Here is a 19,296-nt window from a genome sequence, read left to right as displayed (position 1 = left end):
ACTGTCATCAGGTTGTTGCCGATCCTGCGTTAGGAGCTTTGCATGTACCGTGATGCTCCTGCCGCTCAGAGGATTCAGTAAATTTTTCAAGATCGGGGAATAGCCTTGGCATTTGATGCGGAGGATGAACTGACCGCGGACAGAGCTGCCGGCTCGGCACTCCGCCTTCGGAACTGGAAGCAGATCGTCGAAAAAGTCGACTTTGCCTTTCAACCGATCGTCAACCCGCATACCGGCCACATATTTGGCTACGAAGCGCTTTTGCGTCGCTGGGAAGACAGCGGCTTTGACTCGATCCAGTCCCTTTTCGATACGGCTTGGGAAACCGGCAATCTGCACGGCGTTGACATGATGCTGCGCGAAAAGGCGATTGCAAAGTTTGCCCGCCTGCCCGAAGCACGCCGATTGAAACTGTTTTACAATTTTGACAGTCGTGTTGTCCGTACCCCGGATTATCAGCCGGGCCGCACCGCCGAATTGCTGCGTAAGGCCGGTCTTGAACGCGACACCATCTTTCTTGAAATTTCAGAACGTCACGACATCAGCAACGCCCAATACCTTCAGGATATTCTGACGCGATATCGCAGTCAGGGTTTCAAGGTTGCGATCGACGACTATGGCAGCGGCTTTGCCCAGCTTCGCGCGCTTTACGAATGCGAACCAGACATCATCAAGATTGACCGGTTCTTTATCGACGGGATTGATCGCGACCGGCGCAAGGAACTGTTTGTATCCCAAATCACGGCTTTCGCGCATATGATTGCCGCACAGGTCGTGGCCGAAGGCGTTGAAACCCGCGAAGAGTTTTTGTGCTGTCGACGGATCGGATGCGATCTGGTGCAGGGATTTTTCATTGCACGGCCATCGGTCGACCTGCCGGAACGTACAGATATCGTCCCTGCCATTTCCGGGGTTGCGATAGAAAACCGGCGCGGGGTAGAACGCGACGGCGATGTTTTGCGGTCCTATTTGCTCGAGACGCCACCGATCGAAAACAACATCAATCCGGTGGAAATCCTGTCCTATTTCCAGAAAAATACCGACATCGCCATTGCACCGGTTATCAACAGGCAGGGCGAACCGCTTGGCGTGATCCGGGATTCGGATTTCAAGGCTTTCATATACACGCCATTTGGTCGCGAGCTTTTGCAAAACCCGGCCAACCGCACAAATATCAGCCGTTTTCTGCGCCGCTGCCCGATTGCCGATATCAATACCAGTCTGTCAGAACTGCTTGAAACCTTTGTCGCGGCAAACTCGCTTGATGGTGTGATCCTGACTGAAAAGGGGGTTTACCTTGGCGTGCTTGATCAAAGTGCCCTGCTGCGCGCGGTTAATGAACGCAATACGCTAAATGCACGCGATGAAAATCCGCTGACCCGTCTTCCGGGAAACAGTGCGATTTATCGCTATGCGGCCAACGCACTTGCCAAACCGCGCCGCCGTCGCTTTGCCGTTTACTTTGATTTCGACAATTTCAAACCCTTCAACGACCTTTACGGTTTCCGGCAAGGGGATCGCGCCATACTGCTTTTCAAGGATATATTGGGCAAAGCGCTAAGCCAGAATGACTGGTTTGTTGGTCACATCGGCGGCGATGATTTCTTTGCCTATGTCCAGTCAATTGACTTCGAGGATGCCGTAAGTGCGGTTCAACGTGCCCAATCCATGTTCGATGAACAGATCAAAAGCTTCTATGACGCCCAAACCCGCGATCAGGGTTACCTGATCGGCAAGGGGCGCAACGGTGAAAGCAGCGAATTTCCTTTGATGACGGTTAGTGCGGCATTGGTACGTATCCCGCCGGAACGCACAGACATTACGCTTGACCATATCTCGATCGAGGCCGCGAAACTCAAAACGATTGCCAAAAATAGCGTGACCCGCTTTGCCGCGGGCCATTATGACGCGCCGGACAATATCGCGCCGATGATACAGGAACCCGGATAACAGGCGATACGCGTTATCGTTGCAAATAACGCTTTTCTTTAAAATCACTGGCGCTAAAATCCGGAAAATGCAGCATACCTGTTTTGCTGCCCGTCATAACAAATGTAGCGAGCCGTCCTGCCATCATGGTCAGCGTTACCAGCACTTCTGAAATTCTGCCGCCGATTCCGGTCCGCCCGGCAAGTCCGGTATCGCCACGTGCATCCCAGACGCAGCAGGAACAGAAGCAATCCGTCGAGCAGGTCGCAAACTCGATCCAGCTTTCTGACGAAGAAATCGAACGCGTTCAGCGTGCTGCGGAAACGGCACGCAATGAACGCCGGTTTCAGGATGGTCAAACTGCCCTGACACTTGAAAATAATCAGACCGATGATGCCGCCAACAGCTACGGGGCCAACGGGAAGTCCAGTCACACCTTCGCCAGCGGTGCCAACAACCGTGGCAGCCTTGTTGATTTCTACGTCTAACCTGACAGCAGCGATAACCCGGCCTTAAAGCCCAAGGGTACGTTTCCACCCATCCCAGTTCCAGATCAGTTCGGCAATCCGGTCATAACCGGCCCGGTCCGGGTGATAGCCATCTCCACGACGAAGCGCGCGCTGCCAATCCTGATCGGCAAGCGTGGTTGCATGCAGATCAAGATAAGGCACGTCAAACCCCCGCGCCGTTTCGGCATATATCTGGTTAAGCCCTTCAAGGCGTTCGTTGATTTCCTTACTGGACTTGCCGCCGTCAATGACTGCCTGAGGTCCGATCCACAAGGTCGGTGCCAATTTGGATGCCTCGCCTATGATCTCTGCTGCATTTGCCGCCGATTTGGCGGGGGAAACCCGCATGGTGGTTTCCTCGCCACGGTCTTCGGCATGATTGGCATCATTCACACCAAAACTGAACATCAAAACCGTCGGGAATTCCGGCACCATGCGAAGTTCGGCCTCAAACTTCCAACGGGCTTTCAAGCCCTCGCTGGTTTCGGCACGAATGCCCAGATTATAGATCGTCGTTTCGCGCTTGGCCTCGTCCAGCAACCGGCGGCCTAGCCGTATTGGCCAACCGCCTTTATCCCCGTCGCGCACGCCATTGACCAGACTGTCCCCAAAACAGCAAATGCGATGACCTATAACGCCTTCGGCCATGATTACTCCTGCAACTTTGCGGCATTCTGCACCGCCAAATAATTCATCAGTTCCTCGCGACCGGGCGCAAAGGCATTTGCAATCCAGTATTCTTCCGCCATCTTCAATAACCAGCCCATTGTCGGCCCGGCGGTCACAAGACCCGCTGCGAGAAGATCCCGCCCCTGAATTGGCATTTTAACATCGACCCAGTCTGTTGCCGCCTGCAACAAAGCCTGCCAATCGCGGTTTTCGGCACTGCTGGCCCGTGGCGGGATCGCCGCACGCGCCGCCCAGGCAATCAAAACCGCATCGCGAAAGGCATCCGGCCCGATGCGATAAAGATCACGCCGGATCGTATCCTCGGACAAATCGGCACTGATAAGATTGGCATTGGAAATCATTGCCGCGAAACGGTCGGCTTCGTCGTTGGACAATCGCAATGCCCTGCCAAATTCGGTTGCCGCCTGCAAATCGTCATCAGCATTTTCCGGCGCACGGTACAAGGCCGCCAGACGGCGCAACGGATCGGGCTTGATTGCAGAATCGGCAAGAGCCGTACTATCAAGCCATTCCATCATGCGAAGTCTCGGTGTATCTGCCAAATCCGGCAAGATAACCGGCAACACATTAAAGCCGATCATCTCCTTAATCGTGGCTGCCGGGCTGCGTGAACGCAGCAACTTAAACATCTCATCGCGAATACGTTCGGGTGAAATATCCCGAAGCCCTTGCGCCCCCTTGCGGCATGCTTCCGCACCAATCGGGTCAAGTGGTGGTCGACCAAACCATGCCTGAAACCGGAAAAATCGCAGAATACGAAGGTAGTCTTCTTCAATCCGGTCTTCGGCAATACCGATGAAACGTACCCGGCCTTCGCGCAAATCCGTTTCACCGTCAAACGGATCATAGATCGTCCCGTCCAGATCGCAATAAAGCGCATTGAATGTAAAATCACGACGTCTGGCATCGCCAAGCCAGCTATCAGTAAAGGCGACTTCTGCATGACGGCCATCGGTCGTGACATCAATGCGCAGCGTCGTGATTTCATAGGCCGATGCATCGGTTATCGCCGTCACCGTGCCGTGTTTAAGCCCGGTGGGGATAACTTTGAGCCCCGCCTTTTCAAGGGCAATAACCGTTTCTTCCGGTTTCAGGTCGCACGCGATATCCACATCGATCAGATCACGTTTCAAAAGCGCATCGCGTACGATCCCGCCAACAAAGCGGGCCGTGCCACCATGTGCTGCAATCGCATCAAATACACGTGCTGTATCGGGATGCGTCATCACCCCGTAGGGCTGCAGATGCCCGGTTGCTGTCAGTTCGGTCATCGGTAAATCTTTGCTGGCCTGAAACCTTGCAGGCGGATGTCTTTTTTCCGGGTTATTCCTTGGGTTCGAAAAATCCTGGCTGAACGACACCATCCTTTAATACCGGCGGATGATAAATGGAATCAGGTGATGCACCAGTCCCGAGTGCCGTTACAATCAGGATTGCCGCCGCCAGCGCCACACCAATACCAAGCAGCAAAAGCCACGGCCCTTTGTCCCAGGGCGGAATAACATCATGCCCTTCCCGAATCGCCTTTGCACGTGCCCATTTAAGCCAAAGACCGTAAACAAGAAACGGCAGGATTACGGGAATGGCAATCTGAATAATCTGTCGCAGCATTACCGATAGTCTCCAATCATTACCGTTCAGTACTCGCCTTAAGAACCTCGCTGAAATTCACCAGCATTCCAGCCGTTGCCCCCCAGATGTAATATTCCTGATACGGGATGGCAAAATAGCGGCGCTTTGCCCCCTTCGAAGGTCACGGTCTGAAGTTTCTGGTTCTGCGGTTCAACAATGAATTCCAACGGTACTTCAAATACTTCTGCCACTTCATGTGCATCGGGTGCAAGGTCGAAAGGCGGTGTGATCAGCCCAACAACCGGCGTCACCCGATATCCGGTTACAGTGTAATAATCGTCCAGACGACCAACCAGTTCGATATGCGTGCGCGACAGCCCAATTTCTTCCTCGGTCTCTCGCAGGGCGGTTTCCTCAAGCGTATTGTCATGGTCTTCCTGACGACCGCCGGGAAAACTGATCTGACCGGCATGATCGCTCAGATGATCGGTGCGGCGCGTCAAAAAATCACATGCAGGCCTTCGTCGCGACGCACAAGCGGCACAAGAACGGCTGCCGGACGCGCAATCAGTTCCCCCTCGGCAAAGTCGCGCGCGCGTGATTCTGATCCCGGATAGTCAACCGCATGGTCCCCACGCCGTTGAAGAATATCATCACGCGGCGCATTCAATGCGGCAATGATCTGGGCCGGTGTCATTCGCCAGCCTCCAGCGTTCCGATCTCGAAGAACTGATTGTGACTGTAAACACCAATACGCATTTTGCCGGTCTCCGGTTCTTTAAGCTCGTCAGCCATATCGACCAGCTGATAAAATACAGCCCGGTTCAGTCGGGCCTCAAGACCGCGATCAAGCTTCACATAGGGCGACGGTTCACCAGTTTCGGGATCGTGTTCAACCCTTAAACCATGATTTTCATCAAGCTCGACCCACTGATCAATATTGGTGCGAAAACGGATGACCGATGCCGCGCCCTCGCCGGTTTTTTCCAGTTCGACCGCAATGAAAGCAACATCTTCGACCTCAATGCGCGCCATCTCGGCCGGGGGTCACCAGCCAGTGCCCGCCTTCCTCGTCGCGTTGCAGGACAGATGCGAAAAGTTTGACAAGTTCGATACGGCCAATCGGCCCACCTTGATAGAACCAGGTTCCATCACGACCTATAGACATGGGAATGTCGCCACAGATCTGTGGATGGCGTCCGCCTGCCGGTTTTCCGGCGCGAAGGCGGGTCCAGAGCTTTTCGGCAAGATCGACGGTTTTCGTTACTGCTCATGCTATACACTTAGGTCCGAAACCAAAAGATTGCGCGCTTTTATAACGCTGATACCATCCTTATTGGGTAACCGGCTTCGATTACCGGCACAACAGAGGAAGCAAAGTTTCCTGTCATGACAAACGCGCCACGTTTTCCCGAAGAAATGGGTCTTTCACAAGACAGCAGCCTTGAACGCGACGCAGGGCGGCTTGACGCCTGTGTTGGCCGGTTGGACGAAGCCCGCAAGATGGTTTCATCTGTTATATTTGGGCAGAATGAAGCCATAGAGCAAACACTTATCGGCATTTTATCCGGCGGACATGTCCTGATGGTCGGTGCGCCCGGACTTGGCAAGTCATTACTGGCCCATACATTGGGAAAAGTCCTTGGCCTGCTTGATAAGCGTATCCAGTTCACACCCGACCTGATGCCGGCCGATATCCTTGGCTCCGAAGTTCTGGAAGAAGGGGCAGACGGCAAACGCGCATTTCGTTTCATCAAGGGCCCGGTTTTCTGTCAGTTGCTTCTGGCCGATGAAATCAACCGCGCCAGCCCGCGCACCCAGTCCGCCCTGTTGCAGGCCATGCAGGAACGCGAAGTATCCGTCGCCGGTTACAGCCACAAGCTTCCGGAGCCGTTCCACGTTCTGGCAACCCAGAACCCGCTGGAACAGGAAGGCACCTATCCCCTGCCCGAGGCACAGCTTGATCGTTTCCTTCTGGAAGTCCGGCTGGGCTATCCCGATCAGGATGAAGAAAGACGCATCGTAACCGAAACCACTGGCCGCTATCCTGTGCGCCCACGGCAGGTGCTTCAGGCCGACGATCTGGCCGAAGCACAGGATTTCGTCCGGCGTCTGCCGATGCCCGACCGGGTGCTGGATACCATCATTGCACTTTGCCGCGAATGCCGACCGGAAAGCACGCATATGGCCGATATCCGCGATAATGTTGCCTGGGGTCCCGGCACACGTGCGGCACAGGCCCTGTCGCTTGCCTGTCGTGCCCGTGCCATGCTGTTTGGCCGCTTCGCCCCGTCAATCGAAGATATCGAAGCCCTTGCCGTTCCGGTGCTTCGCCATCGTTTCGGCTTGACCTATGGGGCACGTGCCGAGGGTTTCACCGCCAGAGGCCTGATCACCAACGCGTTGGAATATCTGCAGGAGAAATAAGAATTGGCATTGGCCGCGGTCCACGATCATGTTGCAGCCGCACGTGCACTGGCGGCCCGATTGCCGCAACTGATCGATGAAAGCCGACGCATGGCGATCAGCTTGCGAAGCGGCCTTCACGGCAACCGCAAAGTCGGCCCTGGCAGCGATTTCTGGCAGTTCCGCCCCTACATCACTGGCGACCCGACCAACCAGATCGACTGGCGTCGTTCCGCGCGTAGCGATCATACCTTTATCCGTCAGACCGAATGGCAGGCCAGCCACAATTACTGGCTCTGGCCGGTTCTATCGCCATCCATGTATTGGTCATCGGCACGAGACATCCCTTTCAAGGCCGAACGCACCCTTGTCATTTCCATCGCACTTGCCGATCTGCTGCTGCGCAACGGGGAAACGGTCGGAACATTCGATGCCGAACGGACCCGCATCACATCTGCCGAACATCTTGAAAAACTGGCCCACGCCATGCTGGCAAGCCCGGGCAACATCACCGACCATGCCGGTTCGATGCATGCCGGTCGCAAACATTCCGTTCTGGTGCTGGGTGATTTCCTGGAATTCGTCGATAGCAAGCAGTCGCCGGTCCGCGCGATCAAGACCCTTGGCCAGTATCAGAATGACGGTGCGCTGGTGCATGTTCTTGATCCCGCTGAAATCGAGCCCCCCTTTACCGGTCGGGTCAATTTCATGGATACCGACGATCAGATGATTTACCGCAGCGAACGGTTTGAAGACCTTCGGGAAGGTTTCCGGCAGCGGGCCAAAACCTGGCGTGCCGACATCCGCGACGCCGCGCGTGAAAACGACTGGCTGTGTGACCAGCATGTGACTTCGGAAAGTGCAAGCCCGACCCTGCTTGCGCTTTATCAGCATCTAAGCGAACGCCAAAGCCAAAGTGGCTCTAACGGACGTGGTCGTCCGGCAATGAACCGCAACAGCCCGACGAGGCCGCGATGAACCTTGCGGCCATCACCTTTTTATATCCTGCGATGCTGGCCGGTCTTCTGGTTCTGCCGATTGTCTGGCTGATCATCAGATCCGCACCAAGGTCGCCCAAACAAGTCGTGTTTCCGGCGGCCCGGTTGTTGCGGGGGCTTCGTGCCAACCGGCGTGACATGCAACGTGCACCAATCTGGCAAACGCTTTTACGCTGCCTGATCCTGACCTTGCTGATCCTCGCCGCCGCGCGACCAGTCCTTAACAGAACAGAATTCTCGCGCGACGAGGGCGCTATTCTGATCATTGCCGAAAACAGCTGGTCATCAGCAGCAAACTGGCAGGAATATCGCACCGGCCTTAGCCAGATCATCAATCAGGCACGGCTGGATTTGCGCAGCATCTATATCGCACAAACCGCACCCGAGGCATCCGGCGCAACAACAACAAGATTACCCGATATTATCGGCCCGATATCGCCGCACGAAGCTGACCGTTTTATTGATCGACTGCATCCGCGCCCATGGGCCCCCGATTATACGGCTCTGTCAAACCGGATTGCCGATCACCAGCATATGGCAAATTCCATCGGCAGCATTATGTGGCTGACGGATAATATGGAACACCCCGCAAAGGCGGATCTTGCCAACGAACTTGGTACCATTGCACCGATTACCGTACTTGGTCCCAAACGTGAAAACCGCATCGCGGTTCAATCGCTGACACGCAACCGTACCGGACTTGATATCACCCTGGCCCATCAGAATATGAATGCGCCAGGCGAATTTGCCCTTCTTGCGCGCAATGAACGTGGTCAGGTCCTGTTGCGTCACACTGTAAAAATTGAACCAGCAACCCATCAGACCAGAACCCAAATCCCACTACCCAGCGACATCACCAATTCGATACAGTCCTTAGGAATAGAAGGTATAGAATCCGCTGCCACGGTCTTTCAAACCGGTGCCCGCTGGCAACAGCGAAAAGTCGGCGTGATTGTCAGTTCCGGAGATAGTCCGGTGCTGCTGTCGGATCGGTATTTCTTTCTGGACCGGGCAATTTCCCCCTATGCCGACGTGACCTATGCACCACTTGGAAAGCTGCTTGAAAGCGGGATGGATATCCTTGTCGCCACAGGGCCGATTTCCGGCCTTGGCAGCCAATATTCAGCCCTTGAACGCTGGGTCCGCGATGGCGGTATGCTGGTGCGTTTCGCAGGGGACAGCACGACCGAGGTCGAACCGGAATTCCTGCCTGTGACGCTGCGTCTTGGCAATCGGGATTTCGGCGGATCGATGTCATGGGAAAAACCGAAACGACTTTTGGCATTTCCGGAAACCAGTCCATTTTTCGGCGTCCTGATTCCCGAGGAAATCACCATCAATCGGCAACTTCTTGCCGAACCCGATCCGGATATTGTTGCCAAAACATGGGCCCGTCTGACTGATGGCACCCCGCTGATTACAAGTGCCCCGCGCAATGCCGGGCGAATTGTTCTTTTCCATGTGACCCCGTGGGCTGATTGGTCGAACCTTCCGATGTCGGGCCTGTTTGTCGAAATCTGGCAACGCCTTTTACCCCTTGCAAGCCCAAGTGACCGGTCTGAGGCCGAACTGCAAACAAGCCTGCCGCCCCAATCCGTGCTTGATGGCTTTGGCCGTGCTCATCAACCTGATGCAACGACCCTGCCCTTGCGCACACCGTTGCCGATGCCCGATCCACGGCATCCGCCGGGGATATACGGCAAAAATGGTCAGGCCGTTGCGCTTAACCTTGGCTCATTCCTTGAAAATCTTGACAGTCAGGTCCGCTGGCCGTCCGGCACGGTCATACGCGAAATCACCGATCAGGACCAAATCGATCTTGCCGCGATGTGCCTGATGGCTGCGATGCTGCTTCTGATCCTTGACGGGGTTGCCCTGATACTCGTCCATCACGTCAGTCTGAGACGCGCCCGGCATAAAGATGCGCTGACATCTTTCCTTCTGCTGGCATTTATCGGTGCTTCGGCAACGATGCTGCTGGGTGGCCGCGACGCCAGGGCGGTCGAAACACAGGCAGCTGCCTTGCAACCGCGTCTCGCCTATCTCAAGACGGATGTTGCCCCGATTGACCGTCTCAGCCAGTCGGGACTTGCCGGCTTGACCGAAATCCTGCGTCGGCGAACGGCCGCTGACCTGGCCGCCCCGGATGCCATTGACCCCGAAGCCGACGATCTCAGCTTTTATCCGCTGATCTATTGGCCGCTGGTTGACGGACAACAACCTTTTTCGGACTTTGCCCGGACGCGTATCAACCGATATCTTGATAGCGGCGGCATGATCCTGATTGACAGCCGTGATCAGGAAGTCGAACCCGCCCGCCTGCGCCGATTACTGGCCGGGCTGGAAATCCCGATCCTTGATAAGGCGCCGGGGGATCATATCCTGTTTCGCAGTTTCTATCTGCTGGACCATGCCTATGGCCGCTTTGCCGCGCCGCTTTGGCTTGATGCACGGCCCGATCAACGGTTGGACGGTGTTGCGTCTGTTCTGTTTGGCGGGAATGACTGGGCATCGGCCTGGATGCTGAACGAAGGCATCCAGACAGAGAGCCGCACCGATGACATTTCCCCGCGCCAGCGCGAAATGGCCTGGCGGTTCGGGGTCAACCTGGTGATGTATGCGCTTACCGGCAGTTATAAGGGGGATCAGGTTCATTTGCCGGCAATCCTTGAAAGGCTTGGCCGATGAACAGAAGCTGGCAGGATTTTCAGATCGCACCATTACTTGATATCGGGCTGCTGCAAATACTTGCCATCGCCTGTGTAGCCGCCATCCTGCTTTTTGCGGTATTTCGCCTGCGGGGCACGATCTGGCGGACAATCGCGATGGCGGTCATGCTGCTTGCACTGATTGCGCCGCAATTTACCGATCAGAACCGTGAAAAACTAAGCGACATCGTCCTTGTGCTGGTGGATCGTTCCAATAGCCAGAATATCGGCAGCCGCACCGACCAGACGGATGCCGCGATCTCGCAGATACGCAACCGCTTTGCCGATGATCAAAGTATCGAACTGCGTATCGAAGAAGTGCCGGGCGAAACCGACACCCTGATGTTTGCCGCCCTTGACCGGCTTCTTGGCGGAATCCCGCGCGAACGACTGGGTGGTGTCGTCATGATTACCGATGGGCAAATTCACGATATTCCCACCAGTCTGGATCTGGGTGCGCCCCTGCATGCGCTCATTACCGGGCGCGAAGATGAACATGACCGGCGTTTGCAAATTCGCCAGACCGCCGATTACGGTATCGTTGGCAAGAACGCGGATTTCATGGTCGAAGCCATTGATCGCAACCTTGAGACAGGAAGTCCGGTATCGGTCCGCATGCTGCATGAAGATGGCACCGAACAGAACCTGACACTTCCGGCCAACGAACCGCACCGGGTTACCATTCCTGTGCCCCATGCCGGGCCGGTGATCGCCGAATTGCGCATGGATGAAAATCCTGACGAAACAGATCAGACCAACAACCGGCTGATCCTTGAAACGACCGGCGTTCGTGATCGGCTCCGTGTCCTGCTGCTTTCGGGCGAACCGCATCCCGGCGAACGGGCATGGCGGAACCTTCTGCGTGCCGATCCCGGTGTTGATCTGGTGCATTTCACGATCCTGCGCCCACCGGAAAAAGGCGACGATACCCCGATCAACGAATTGGCTCTGATCCCATTTCCGATCCGTGATCTGTTTGAAGTGCGCCTGCGGCAGTTCGATCTGATCATTTTTGATCGCTATCAGATGCGCGGGGTTTTGCCTGCCCACTATCTGGAAAAGGTGGTGGATTATGTCCGATGGGGTGGTGCCGCCCTTGTCGTCGCCGGGCCGGAATATCTTGGACCTGATGGGCTTTCAAACACGGTTCTGGGTGATTTGATGCCGGTTCGGGCAACGGGCCGTGTCATTGAACAACCTTTTGCGCCGCGCGTGAACACAGCCGGACGCATTCATCCGGTGACAGCCCCGATTGCCGGTTCAATCAATACCCCGCCAAAATGGGGCCGCTGGTATCGGCAAATCGAAACCCGGGAAACTGACAATGACGTCATGACGCTTTTGACCGGTGTGGATCAATTACCCCTATTGTCCTTGCGGCGTGTTGAAGAAGGCCGGGCAGCTATGCTGAGTTCGGATCAGATGTGGTTGTGGCAGCGCGGCCATGATGGTGGCGGACCGATTGCCGAATTACTACGCCGATTGTCGCACTGGCTGATGAAGGAACCGGCCCTTGACGAAAACACCATTGCCACCGAACGCAGTGCCGATGGTAAAAGTCTGACCCTGAGCTGGCGCAAGATCGGGGCTGAACCGACAACCGCAACCGGTGCCGATCCGGAAACCGGCGAAGTCGTGCGCACAACATTTGAACGAACATCGGATCAGACATGGCAGGCCACCCTGCCCATCGCAGAGCGCGGCCTGATCCGTGTTCAGGCCCTTGATCGCGACGGCGTTACCCAGTCAGCATTGCATGTCGACCGCGATGTTCTGACCAGTGAACGTCGCAACACCAACTCGACATCGGACCTTTTACGCGAACTGGTTCTGGCCAATGGCGGATATGTTGATCGCATCGAAAAAGGGCTTCCCGATTTCCGCCGGGTGAAAGAGGAACGTGTCTGGTTTGGCACAAACTGGGCAGGCTTGATGGAAACGGAAAGCTATCGCACAGTGATTGGCGGCATTACCAATCTGTTGCCTCTTCCGGTCGTTGCTATTCTTCTGGGGTTGATGTGTCTGATCGGCTGGCGGATCGAAAGCAAATAGCCTTAGTCGACCGGATACATCGTTTTGTGGAAATTACATAATCCACCGCGAAACTTTTCCACTAGAAAATCAATGAAAATACGTACCTTGGTCGGAAGATGGCGTCGTTCCGGATATACGGCATAAATCCCGCCACTGGCCAGCGAATTATATTCCTTAAGGATTTCGACCAGCGACCCTTTTTGAAGCGCCTCGGCAACGATGAATTCCGGTTCACGCGCGATACCAAGGCCCCGGATCGCTGCGAACGAGGTAAAATCACCATTGTTACACGACATGACCGGATTGACGCGGACATTAATCTGGCCTTCGGCTCCTTCAAATTCCCAGACATTCGGGCTGGGAAGGTTGGTATAGGCAAGTGTCCGGTGATTGGCCAGTTCGGTCGGGTGTTTGGGTTCACCATGTTCGGCGATGTAGCCCGGCGATGCCACGACGTAACCGTTAAAGTCGGCAAGCTTGCGGGCAATCAGGCTGGAATCCTTTAACCGAGTGATGCGGATGGCCATATCGAACCCTTCGGCAACCAGATCAACCATGTGATCGGCCAGATGAATATCGACATGCAACCCCGGATGCAGGCCCATGAATTCAGACACCAGATCGGGCATATACCGCTGGCCAAATGTCAGCGGAGCCGAAATCCGGAGCGTACCCCGCGGCGTGCCCCGTAAATCGGTCAGGGCATGTTCGGCTGTTTCGATTTCCTCAACCACGCGCGCGCAGTGCTGATAAAAAGTTGCACCCGCGTCGGTCAGGCTCAAACGGCGTGTCGTGCGATTAAGCAAACGAATGCCAAGACTGTCTTCAAGCTTGGTGACATGCTTGCTCACCGCGGATTTTGACATGGCAAGTTTGCGCGCGGCACCGGAAAAGCTTTGCTCCTCGACGACACGAGCAAAAACCGTCATTCCATCCAGATTGCCGATCAGCATTGCTTTGCCCCTGTCCGAGTATCGAATAATTGTTGCTCATTTGGAAACAAATTAATGTCATATCGCCCGATTGCATTCAACGGGGAAATGACGATGATGGGAACAACGACCCCGGCCGCGCGTAATCGGCATATCACGGGACCACAAAAAACCGGAGGATACGATTATGGGCCTTTTGGTCGATGGAGAATGGAAAGACCAATGGTACGACACGAAATCGACCGGTGGTAAGTTCAAACGTCAGGACGCCGCTTTTCGGAACTGGCTGTCGAAAGACAAGGACGCCGAATTTCCTGCCGAAGCTGGTCGTTATCACCTGTATGTTTCCTATGCCTGCCCGTGGGCACATCGCACGCTGATCTTCCGCGCCCTCAAGGGACTGGAAGACATGATTTCAGTTTCGGTCGTGCATTGGCGCATGCTTGAAAATGGCTGGGAATTTTCCCCTGATGAGCGGCTGCCCGACCATCTTGGCAATCACCGTTTCATGCATCAGATTTATACTGCGGCAAAACCTGATTATACTGGACGGGTTACGGTGCCGGTTCTTTGGGACAAGAAAACCAACCGGATTGTCAGCAACGAATCTGCCGAAATCATCCGGATGCTCAACTCTGCCTTTGATGATCTGGGAGCCAAACCCGGCGATTACTATCCCGAAGATCTGCGCAGCGAAATCGATGCGATCAATGGCCGGGTCTATGACGATGTGAATAATGGTGTCTACAAATCCGGCTTTGCGACCGCTCAGGATGCCTATGAAGACGCTGTGACAACGCTTTTTGGCACGCTGGACTGGCTGGAAGACCATCTGTCGACCCATCGCTATCTGGCGGGTGATCGTCTGACAGAGGCCGACTGGCGGCTATTCACCACCCTGATCCGGTTTGATCCGGTCTATCACGGGCATTTCAAATGCAACCTGAAAATGCTGAAGGACTATCCCAATCTTTGGGCCTATACGCGCGAACTTTATCAGGTGCCCGGCATCAAACAGACCGTGTTCTTTGAACATATCAAGGGCCACTATTATGAAAGCCACCTGATGATCAACCCGACGGGCATCGTGCCCAAGGGACCTGTTCTCGATCTTGATATGCCACATGGCCGGGACAAACAGTTCGCCGGATAGATACGATTTGTTGGCTGACAACACCACGCCCAAACAAAAACCCCCGCAGAAGTTCTGCGGGGGTTTTGCATTCCGAAAACCGGAAACTATTAATTCAGGCGACCTTTGATTTCCGCAATTGCGCTATCGACAAGCTCGTCTGCCTTTGCAGCAGTAACCTTTTCGGAAACCAGTGCAAATGTGGCCTGTGCCGCGATTTCGGCCACACGGGCACGAACTTCGGCAATGGCCTGGGTTTCGAGATTGGCAATACGGTCCATGGCCTGCTGTTCACGACGCTTGAGCGACGCTTTCAGTTCAGCCTGGGCGTTCTCCAGCATGCGGTCGGCTTCCACCTTGGCATGGGCGCGGATTTCATCCGCTTCCTTCAATGCTTCGCGCTGTTTGGCCTGATATTTGGCCAGAAGCTCCTGAGCTTCTTCACGCAGGCGCTGTGCTTCATCCAGCTCTTCCGAGATTTTCTGCGCACGCTTGTCGAGTGCACCGGAAATACCCTTAACAGCCTTGAAGCCGCCGAAACCGGCAACCAGCAAGAAAGAAAGCGTGGTCCAGGTGTAAGGATCGGTAAGGAACGTAACCTCGTGCGGGGTTGCCATCTTCTTACTCTCCTACAATCGCCGAAACGGCCTTGTCGGCAGTTTTGGCCTGAACCTTGACACCGATAAGCTTGTCGGTTGCTTCACGGGCGATTTCGGATGCAGCTTCGGCCACACCTTTCATTGCGTCGTCTTTCGCACCGGCAATTGCCTTTTCGGCATCAGCGGTCTTTTTCGACAGTTTCTTGACCAGCGCTTCGGTTTTCGCAGCTTGCTCTGCAGCTGCTTTCTCCGTTGCTTCGCGAATATCTGCCTGTGCGGCATCACGAGCTTCTGCCAAGGCAGCCTCGTACTTCGCGATGGCGGCATCGGTTTCGTCTTTCAACGCCCGAGCCTTGCCAAGATTGTCTTCAATGGTCTTGTGACGGCGTTCCAGAACTTCGCCAACCTTCGGCAGCGCGATTTTCGACATCAGGAAATACAGGATGCCAAAAATAACGAACAGCCAGAAAATCTGTTCCGAGAACGTCGCAATATCAAACTGCGGCATAGCCTACTCCCGAATTCAACGACACCGGCGAGGGGTATCCTCGCCGGGCCGAGTATTCGCGCAAAAGGCGCCGATTAGCCGAACAGAACGATCAGCGCAACGACGAGTGCGAACAGTGCAATAGCTTCGGTAACGGCAAAGCCGATCCAGCCATACAGTTCAACGTCGCCTTTTGCAGCCGGGTTACGGCCAACAGTCGCAATCAGGCTCGACCAGATGTTACCAACCCCGATACCGGCACCAATCATGCCAATAGCAGCCAGGCCAGCACCGATCATCTTAGCAGCATCGAGTTCCATAACTTCACCCTTTCGAATTTCTTAAAGGCAATCAGAAGAGATCACACCGGTCCACTAGCATTAGTGCATGTGGATTGCATCATGGAGATAGATGCAGGTGAGAATGGTGTAGACATAAGCCTGAAGCGCAGCAATGCCGAACTCCAGAACCGTAATCCCCGTCAGAAGAGCAAACGGAAGGACGCCGAAGATGCCGATCAGGCCGACGAACCCGCCAATCACTTTCAGCATGATGTGTCCGACGGTCATGTTCGCAAACAGTCGGATCGCCAGGCTGAACGGACGAGAGAAATAGGAGATGATTTCAATCGGGATCAGAATGAAGGCCGTTGCAATCGGCGCACCTGCCGGGAAGAACATCCGGAAGTAATGCGTGCCGTGGCGAACGAAGCCGATAATGGTCACACCGATAAAGATCACCAGAGCCATCGCAAAAGTCACAGCGATATGGCTCGTAAAAGTAAAGCTGTGCGGGATCATGCCAAGCAGGTTCCCGAACAGAACAAACATAAACAGGGTGAAAACGAACGGGAAATACTTGCGCCCCGCGGTCCCCACGTTATCTTTCAACATATTGGCGACGAATTCATACATCACCTCGGCGGCACCCTGCCAACGGCCAGGTACCAATGCCCCACGACGCATGCTGAGCGTCATGAAGCCCGTTACGAGAACGGCTGCGATCACCATCCAAAGTGCGGAGTTGGTGAAGGAAACATCAATGCCGGCAACCGAAAGCTCGGCCAAGGGCTTGATTTCAAACTGCTCTAGCGGTCCAGCCACCGTAATCCTCGCTCAATCTTTTGAGGGCCAAGGCTAATCCTTGTCCCCCTGCTTGCGCTCCCCCATCGCGCGTCCAAGTCCGACTGCACTGTCGAATCCTTTGGCCACCCGATAAGCGTTAAGACCACCAGCACCTGCTCCGAGAAATACAAACAGAACAAGCAGCCAGGGCGTCGTACCAAGCACCCGATCCAGCGCCCAGCCAATCAATAGTCCAACAAGAACAGCAGCGATCATTTCCGCCGAAATTCTCATTCCTAATGCCATCCCTTGGGATGGTTTGCCGGTCGCCCGGTTCGGGCTGTGCGTTTCTTCACGCTTGCTTGCTACGGCCACCAACTTGCTTTCAAGCTCTGCTAATGAAGCGCGATCTTTATCATCGCTCATTGTCGTGAACCCCGCTGTGGCAGCCTTGCAAACGTCGCAAGGAAATGCGCGGGCAACATACTTAGCGCCCCATAGGCTGTCAAGCCGTAAAACCCCACCTTGCCGGGGGCACAAAATTGACATTAAACATCTGTTTTATAACAATTTTACCGTCGAAATGTGTGATCATTCACATTTGACGTTAGGCGATAGTCGCAGCCGCATTTATCACACTTTTCCATAAACAACCGCTTGCAACCGGCGGTTTCCCTTGGTTCCTGGCCCGTTGAACCGCTGAATTGGGCTTCTGAGTAACCATTGTGAATTCAATCGCTTTTTATTGATTTCCGCCTTTTGTACCGTGTTTTGGCACCGGTATCCCGCCCAAGGTCCGATACGGGCTGGAACACGCAGTCATCAGCCATGCCGATTCATCACAAATCCGCCCGCGCCGTTAGCCGCAAAAACACCGATCAAGGATCACTTCGGCAAATTAACCGACAAACGGCGTTGTCCATCCTGCTGCTGCCAGCCGCTTTCGGATGACGATGCCAGCATCCAGTCGAACTTGTGAAACAGCGCCCAGACAGCGGCCAATGTATTGTCTGCAATCTGGTTCATATCGATGGGCTGTTTGTGCAGGATTTCGTCACGCAACCGGGCTGATATATCGCCAAAGGACGTCTTGCCATCAAACAGCGCTAAAAGTCTGGCCAGGTCGGGTCCACCGGTCAGATCGACCGCGTTACCGGTTCCATCCGCAAGGATAATCGGTTTGCCTGCATTGGTCAGCATATCGTCAAAGAAACCGTCAGAAGGGGCGACAAAGAACCACGGGCACAAATCACGATCCGGCATTGTCGTTGTTCCCGCCGCACGTTTGGCATCAGAACGTGTAAGATAAAAGGCATGCAACGGCATCGCACAGCTGTAACGTTCACAAAATGCCTGCTGATCGCGAAGCGGCAAAGCCGTCAGATCCCGCAGGATTTTCGGGTCCGCAACATGGTTTTCAATGCTGTAATGCGCCTTTCCAGTGCCGCCAAAACCGAAAAAGCCGGTAAAGGCAGCAACATCAAGCCCTGCCGAGGCAGCAAAGTCATAGACCCCGTGCACGTCATAGGCACATTCAACCGGATGCAGCAGCAGATCGACAATCTCGGGATCGTTTTCCAGCAACCCTTTAATAAAGCCCGGACCACCCCCCATTTTAAGCAGCATGTTGCCTTCGGGAAGCATCGAAAGAAGGCTTCGGGTCATGGCAAGCTGCTCATCAAGCGTCTTTCCGGGCAGAAGCGGTGCAACCATCTTGCGCCACTCGGTCACGGCAAGGCGGCCATGTTCCCCATACAGCATGGTACCGATGCAACCATCATTGGCCAGAACCGACACCAGATCATGAAGACCTTGTTCGGGAACCTCAAGGTGATGCAGCACACCGGCACAATTGATGTAATCGAACTTTTCCGGTACGGTCGCGGCAAACTCGCCAATCGTTGCATTCACATAGGTAATATTGGTCAACCCACGTGCTTCGGCGCGGGCACGCGCCACCTTGCTGCTCGCACTTGATGGTTCCAGATATGTAACCTGCCCGCCGCAATCGCGCAGTTGTTCGGCCAGCCAGACAAGACTGTCACCTGTACCGCCCCCGGCAACAAGCGCACGAAATCTCGCATCAATCTTCTTGCGTCCGCCGAAACCGTAATGATTGACCCGCGAAAGGGTGTCCATCGGCGGCATCAGCAACCGTTCCTTTTCCTCCTGCGGGTCACGCATGGGATAAGGAAATTGCTCGTATAACGCACGGACTTCTTTGGACATTTTCGCA

General features: G+C 54.8%; 21 protein-coding genes. 7 read left to right on the top strand and 14 right to left on the bottom strand.

The window, feature by feature from the left end; all coding sequences use genetic code 11:
• Nucleotides 1-105: 105 nt before the first annotated feature.
• Both IT971_RS01830 and IT971_RS01825 read left to right on the top strand, forming a co-directional pair.
• Nucleotides 106-1,950: a GGDEF domain-containing protein gene (locus IT971_RS01830; RefSeq protein WP_007089051.1), complete on the top strand. Its 1,845-nt coding sequence runs from the start codon at nt 106-108 to the stop codon at nt 1,948-1,950.
• A 125-nt stretch (nt 1,951-2,075) separates the two neighbouring features.
• The gene (locus IT971_RS01825; RefSeq protein WP_063095297.1) at nt 2,076-2,417 is read left to right on the top strand and encodes a hypothetical protein; all 342 of its coding nucleotides are present in this window, start codon (nt 2,076-2,078) and stop codon (nt 2,415-2,417) included.
• A 24-nt stretch (nt 2,418-2,441) separates the two neighbouring features.
• On the opposite strand, the gene IT971_RS01820 is transcribed toward IT971_RS01825, so the two are convergent.
• The 7 genes from IT971_RS01820 to IT971_RS22335 are packed head-to-tail and all read right to left on the bottom strand — an operon-like array spanning nt 2,442 to nt 5,868.
• Complete coding sequence (locus tag IT971_RS01820) at nt 2,442-3,086, bottom strand: GDSL-type esterase/lipase family protein (RefSeq protein WP_063095299.1); 645 nt, start codon at nt 3,084-3,086, stop codon at nt 2,442-2,444.
• A 2-nt stretch (nt 3,087-3,088) separates the two neighbouring features.
• Nucleotides 3,089-4,399, bottom strand: a complete 1,311-nt coding sequence (locus IT971_RS01815; protein ID WP_063095301.1) for a CCA tRNA nucleotidyltransferase — start codon at nt 4,397-4,399, stop codon at nt 3,089-3,091.
• 52 nt (nt 4,400-4,451) lie between these two features.
• Complete coding sequence (locus tag IT971_RS01810) at nt 4,452-4,739, bottom strand: hypothetical protein (RefSeq protein ID WP_007089055.1); 288 nt, start codon at nt 4,737-4,739, stop codon at nt 4,452-4,454.
• A 38-nt stretch (nt 4,740-4,777) separates the two neighbouring features.
• Nucleotides 4,778-5,203: a CoA pyrophosphatase gene (locus IT971_RS01805; RefSeq protein ID WP_371734408.1), complete on the bottom strand. Its 426-nt coding sequence runs from the start codon at nt 5,201-5,203 to the stop codon at nt 4,778-4,780.
• Nucleotides 5,200-5,397, bottom strand: coding sequence for a hypothetical protein (locus IT971_RS22560; RefSeq protein WP_371734407.1), 198 nt, complete (start codon nt 5,395-5,397; stop codon nt 5,200-5,202). The genes IT971_RS01805 and IT971_RS22560 overlap by 4 nt, the downstream gene beginning before the upstream one ends.
• On the bottom strand, nt 5,394-5,735 hold the full coding sequence (locus IT971_RS01800; RefSeq protein ID WP_252724172.1) for a DUF1285 domain-containing protein: 342 nt from the start codon (nt 5,733-5,735) through the stop codon (nt 5,394-5,396). Before IT971_RS01800 ends, IT971_RS22560 begins: the two co-directional genes overlap by 4 nt.
• Nucleotides 5,722-5,868 (bottom strand): DUF1285 domain-containing protein, encoded by a 147-nt coding sequence (locus IT971_RS22335; RefSeq protein ID WP_252724171.1) that lies wholly within the window; start codon nt 5,866-5,868, stop codon nt 5,722-5,724. The genes IT971_RS01800 and IT971_RS22335 overlap by 14 nt, the downstream gene beginning before the upstream one ends.
• Before the next feature lie 221 nt (nt 5,869-6,089).
• On the opposite strand from IT971_RS22335, the gene IT971_RS01795 reads away from it, so the two are divergent.
• Genes IT971_RS01795 through IT971_RS01780 form a run of 4 tightly spaced genes read left to right on the top strand, consistent with a single transcriptional unit; the run spans nt 6,090 to nt 12,864 of the window.
• Nucleotides 6,090-7,127, top strand: a complete 1,038-nt coding sequence (locus IT971_RS01795) for a MoxR family ATPase (protein ID WP_007089058.1) — start codon at nt 6,090-6,092, stop codon at nt 7,125-7,127.
• 3 nt (nt 7,128-7,130) lie between these two features.
• Nucleotides 7,131-8,084 (top strand): DUF58 domain-containing protein, encoded by a 954-nt coding sequence (locus IT971_RS01790; RefSeq protein ID WP_063095304.1) that lies wholly within the window; start codon nt 7,131-7,133, stop codon nt 8,082-8,084.
• Nucleotides 8,081-10,792 carry a DUF4159 domain-containing protein gene (locus tag IT971_RS01785; RefSeq protein ID WP_063095307.1) on the top strand — a complete coding sequence of 904 codons (2,712 nt, stop codon included), beginning with the start codon at nt 8,081-8,083 and terminating at the stop codon, nt 10,790-10,792. Before IT971_RS01790 ends, IT971_RS01785 begins: the two co-directional genes overlap by 4 nt.
• Nucleotides 10,789-12,864 (top strand): hypothetical protein, encoded by a 2,076-nt coding sequence (locus IT971_RS01780; RefSeq protein WP_063095309.1) that lies wholly within the window; start codon nt 10,789-10,791, stop codon nt 12,862-12,864. Before IT971_RS01785 ends, IT971_RS01780 begins: the two co-directional genes overlap by 4 nt.
• Nucleotides 12,865-12,866: 2 nt before the next feature.
• Here IT971_RS01780 and IT971_RS01775 read toward each other — a convergent pair whose 3' ends face one another.
• Complete coding sequence (locus IT971_RS01775) at nt 12,867-13,799, bottom strand: LysR family transcriptional regulator (RefSeq protein ID WP_063095313.1); 933 nt, start codon at nt 13,797-13,799, stop codon at nt 12,867-12,869.
• Nucleotides 13,800-13,965: 166 nt separating this feature from the next.
• Between IT971_RS01775 and IT971_RS01770 the strand changes: the two genes are divergently transcribed.
• Nucleotides 13,966-14,931 carry a glutathione S-transferase family protein gene (locus IT971_RS01770; RefSeq protein ID WP_063095318.1) on the top strand — a complete coding sequence of 322 codons (966 nt, stop codon included), beginning with the start codon at nt 13,966-13,968 and terminating at the stop codon, nt 14,929-14,931.
• An 89-nt stretch (nt 14,932-15,020) separates the two neighbouring features.
• Here the strand turns inward: IT971_RS01770 and IT971_RS01765 are convergent, their stop codons facing one another.
• The 6 genes from IT971_RS01765 to IT971_RS01740 all read right to left on the bottom strand — a co-directional run bounded on the left by IT971_RS01765 (nt 15,021) and on the right by IT971_RS01740 (nt 19,289).
• The gene (locus IT971_RS01765) at nt 15,021-15,527 is read right to left on the bottom strand and encodes a F0F1 ATP synthase subunit B (protein WP_007089064.1); all 507 of its coding nucleotides are present in this window, start codon (nt 15,525-15,527) and stop codon (nt 15,021-15,023) included.
• Between the two features lie 4 nt (nt 15,528-15,531).
• Nucleotides 15,532-16,017: an ATP synthase subunit B' gene (locus IT971_RS01760; protein WP_007089065.1), complete on the bottom strand. Its 486-nt coding sequence runs from the start codon at nt 16,015-16,017 to the stop codon at nt 15,532-15,534.
• Nucleotides 16,018-16,091: 74 nt separating this feature from the next.
• Nucleotides 16,092-16,316 carry an ATP synthase subunit C family protein gene (locus tag IT971_RS01755; protein ID WP_007089066.1) on the bottom strand — a complete coding sequence of 75 codons (225 nt, stop codon included), beginning with the start codon at nt 16,314-16,316 and terminating at the stop codon, nt 16,092-16,094.
• 60 nt (nt 16,317-16,376) lie between these two features.
• On the bottom strand, nt 16,377-17,099 hold the full coding sequence (locus IT971_RS01750; RefSeq protein ID WP_007089067.1) for a F0F1 ATP synthase subunit A: 723 nt from the start codon (nt 17,097-17,099) through the stop codon (nt 16,377-16,379).
• 33 nt (nt 17,100-17,132) lie between these two features.
• On the bottom strand, nt 17,133-17,486 hold the full coding sequence (locus IT971_RS22330) for an AtpZ/AtpI family protein (RefSeq protein ID WP_007089068.1): 354 nt from the start codon (nt 17,484-17,486) through the stop codon (nt 17,133-17,135).
• A gap of 459 nt (nt 17,487-17,945) precedes the next feature.
• On the bottom strand, nt 17,946-19,289 hold the full coding sequence (locus IT971_RS01740) for a bifunctional 2-polyprenyl-6-hydroxyphenol methylase/3-demethylubiquinol 3-O-methyltransferase UbiG (RefSeq protein ID WP_063095322.1): 1,344 nt from the start codon (nt 19,287-19,289) through the stop codon (nt 17,946-17,948).
• Nucleotides 19,290-19,296 lie beyond the last annotated feature (7 nt).

Origin of the sequence: Thalassospira sp. B30-1, from assembly GCF_015767575.1 — a bacterium.
Taxonomy (GTDB): domain Bacteria; phylum Pseudomonadota; class Alphaproteobacteria; order Rhodospirillales; family Thalassospiraceae; genus Thalassospira; species Thalassospira xiamenensis.
This window is presented reverse-complemented; position numbering and strand designations above follow the sequence as displayed.